At 49.9% G+C, this 2,538-nt stretch carries 3 protein-coding genes and 1 pseudogene; all 4 read left to right on the top strand.

What is annotated here, in order from left to right; translation table 11 throughout:
- A pseudogene (locus Q0X25_RS08455) lies at positions 1 to 429 on the top strand (glycosyl transferase); the annotation flags it as partial.
- 147 nt (positions 430 to 576) lie between these two features.
- On the top strand, positions 577 to 762 hold the full coding sequence (locus tag Q0X25_RS08450) for a ferredoxin (RefSeq protein ID WP_298581243.1): 186 nt from the start codon (positions 577 to 579) through the stop codon (positions 760 to 762).
- Positions 763 to 872: 110 nt separating this feature from the next.
- Complete coding sequence (locus Q0X25_RS08445) at positions 873 to 1,490, top strand: nucleoside triphosphate pyrophosphatase (RefSeq protein ID WP_298581240.1); 618 nt, start codon at positions 873 to 875, stop codon at positions 1,488 to 1,490.
- 11 nt (positions 1,491 to 1,501) lie between these two features.
- A complete protein-coding gene (locus tag Q0X25_RS08440) occupies positions 1,502 to 2,518 on the top strand; it encodes a P1 family peptidase (protein WP_298581237.1) in 1,017 nt (338 codons plus the stop codon).
- Positions 2,519 to 2,538 lie beyond the last annotated feature (20 nt).

Here is a 2,538-nt window from a genome sequence, read left to right as displayed (position 1 = left end):
CCTCGCTGCAAGACGCTTTATTACCTTGATGTTGACCTCTATCGCTACTTTATTGGTCGTGACGACCAATCTGTTAGTGAAAAAGTCATGATTGGTAGGATTGATCAGCAACTACGTATCACCCGCATCATGATGTATGCCTACCACCTCTACGACGATGTTGAACCAGCAGAGTTGCGCAGCTATATGCTGGGGTATTTCCAACTCATGATGGGTGTCAGCTCGATTTTCTCCAAGCTTTCTGAAGAGCCTGATGCTCAAAAGAATCTCGATAAGTTGTGGGAGGATCTGCGCCAATATGACCATCGCATGTATGTACGTTGTCGCCACGGGCTCATTGGTAAATCAATGAACCTGCCTGGTGATATGGGTAAAAAAGTTTCTGTTGGACTCTATCGCGCAGCGCAAAAACTGGTCAAATTTAATTAAGCTCTAGCGTATCTTTCAGCTTGCTGGTACTATCTCGACAAGTCATGTGAGTACGTACAAAAGACCTCTAGCCTTATGCGTACAAACGTGTAAAAATGTAGCAACGTTTGGATAAGGGGTCCAAGCGTGAAAGTGAGAGGATTTATCATGAAGGCATCTGTTAGCGAGGAGTGCATCGGCTGCGGCATGTGCGAGGGTATTTGCCCCGACGTGTTCGAAGTTGGCGACGATGGTCTTGCTCATGTCATCGTTGACGAGGTCTCTGCTGACGTCGAGGATGACGCAAAGCAGGCTGCTGAGGATTGCCCCGTTGAGGCCATCACTATTGAGTAGTGATTGTTAGCTCAACCTGCAATCTCAGATTGTCCAGCGTGGAGGCCGGCTCCTTTGGGGGTCGGCCTTTGTTATAGGGTTTGGGCGTAGGTAGGGGAAGGGGATATATCGTGATACTCGCTTCAGCATCACCCCGTCGAGCAGAACTACTACAAGCCGAGGGGTTTCAATTTGAGACACATCCCGCCTGGACAGATGAAACGCGTGCTCCAGGAGAAGACCCTGTTTCATACGTACGTCGCCTCGCCAGAGCAAAAGCGTGGGTTGTACACAATGACAACTCTCAACTGGCTCAAGGAGAAACTCTCATAGCTGCCGATACTATCGTCTGGACTGATGATGGCATGGTATTGGGCAAGCCGAAAGACGCTGACGAGGCTCGTCAGATGCTGCATTTACTATCTGGTCGCAAACATTTGGTGACCACAGGCGTTTGCATCTTGATTGATGGCAATCCTATGGCAGGATGTATCTCTGAGACCACCTTTGATGAGACGACTTCGGTGAGATTTTATGCCCTGAGCGACCAGGAAATAGAATGGTATATTTCCACAGGTGAGCCCTTTGATAAGGCTGGCGCTTATGGTATTCAAGGTCGTGGCCGCAGGTTGGTGAGCGGTATTTGTGGTGATTTTTACAACGTAGTTGGCCTGCCAATAGCCCATCTTATCCGTGAGCTTGATCGCATCCACGCAAATATTGATAACGTTTCTTCTTATTGGTTTTAGGAGGAAGTTTCGTGCAACAGATTAGTTCCATTACCCAAATTCCCGGTATCTATGTGGGTCATGCCACGCTTGCTGAGGCGGGGACAGGATGTACGGTTATCGTCTGTCCTGCAGGCGCTACAGGTGGCGTTGATGTACGAGGGGGAGCTCCTGCTACACGGGAGACTGATTTGTTGCGCCCAGAAGAGACGGTTCAGACCTTGGATGCTGTGGTACTCTCTGGTGGCTCTGCATATGGTCTTGCGGCGAGTTGTGGGGCTGCAGAAGAGCTTGAGCGCCGCAGAATCGGCGTCAATGTTGGAGTAGGTGTTGTACCCATAGTGAGTTCTGCTTGTCTATTTGATCTAGGTTGTGGGCGCTCTGATGTGCGTCCTGGTATTGCAGAAGGTGCTGCTGCTGTTCGTGCGGCTTTTGAGCATGCAGAAAAACCACTTGAACGAGGAAATGTGGGTGCAGGCACGGGATGTACGATTGGTAAAGTAGCTGGCCCTGCTCGTAGTATGAAGTCTGGACTTGGTGAAGCGGTAGAGCAGGCAGGAGAGCTCATTTGTGGAGCAGTTTCGGCAGTTAATGCTGCAGGAGATATTTGGGACCCTGATACTCATAAACCGATTGCTGGTGTACTTAACGAGGATGGAACAGGTCTTGCTTCGACTGTAGAGCTGGCACTTCAGATGCAGCGTGAGTCCGATTTTGCTCGTGTACATGGTGTTCCGCGCACTAATACCACCATTAGCTGTGTTGTCACAAATGCACGTCTTAGTAAAGCTGAGGCCACGAAAGTGGCACAGATGGCAGCCGATGGCTATGCACATGCTATCAAGCCTACACACACCACCAATGATGGTGACACTATCTTTGTTATGGCGACCGGTGAGGTAGAAGCTCCTGTTGATGCGGTAGGTATACTTTCTGCACAGGCCATCGCACATGCCATTGTTGACGGTGTTCGTAGCGCTCAGAGTGCCTATGGAGTTATCTCTGCAGCTGAGCTACGGCAAAATCTGTCGAATAGCGCAGTCGGATAGCACAGATGGTTCAAGCTTCG

The organism is uncultured Olegusella sp., from assembly GCF_947253395.1.
Taxonomy (GTDB): Bacteria; Actinomycetota; Coriobacteriia; order Coriobacteriales; family Atopobiaceae; genus Olegusella.
Note: the sequence above shows the minus strand (reverse complement) of the source record. Positions and strands in the feature narration are given on the sequence as shown.

Coding starts and splice junctions, on each gene's coding strand:
- Q0X25_RS08450 (WP_298581243.1), top strand. CDS start 577: ATGAAGGCATCTGTTAGCGAGGAGTGCATCGGCTGCGGCATGTGCGAG.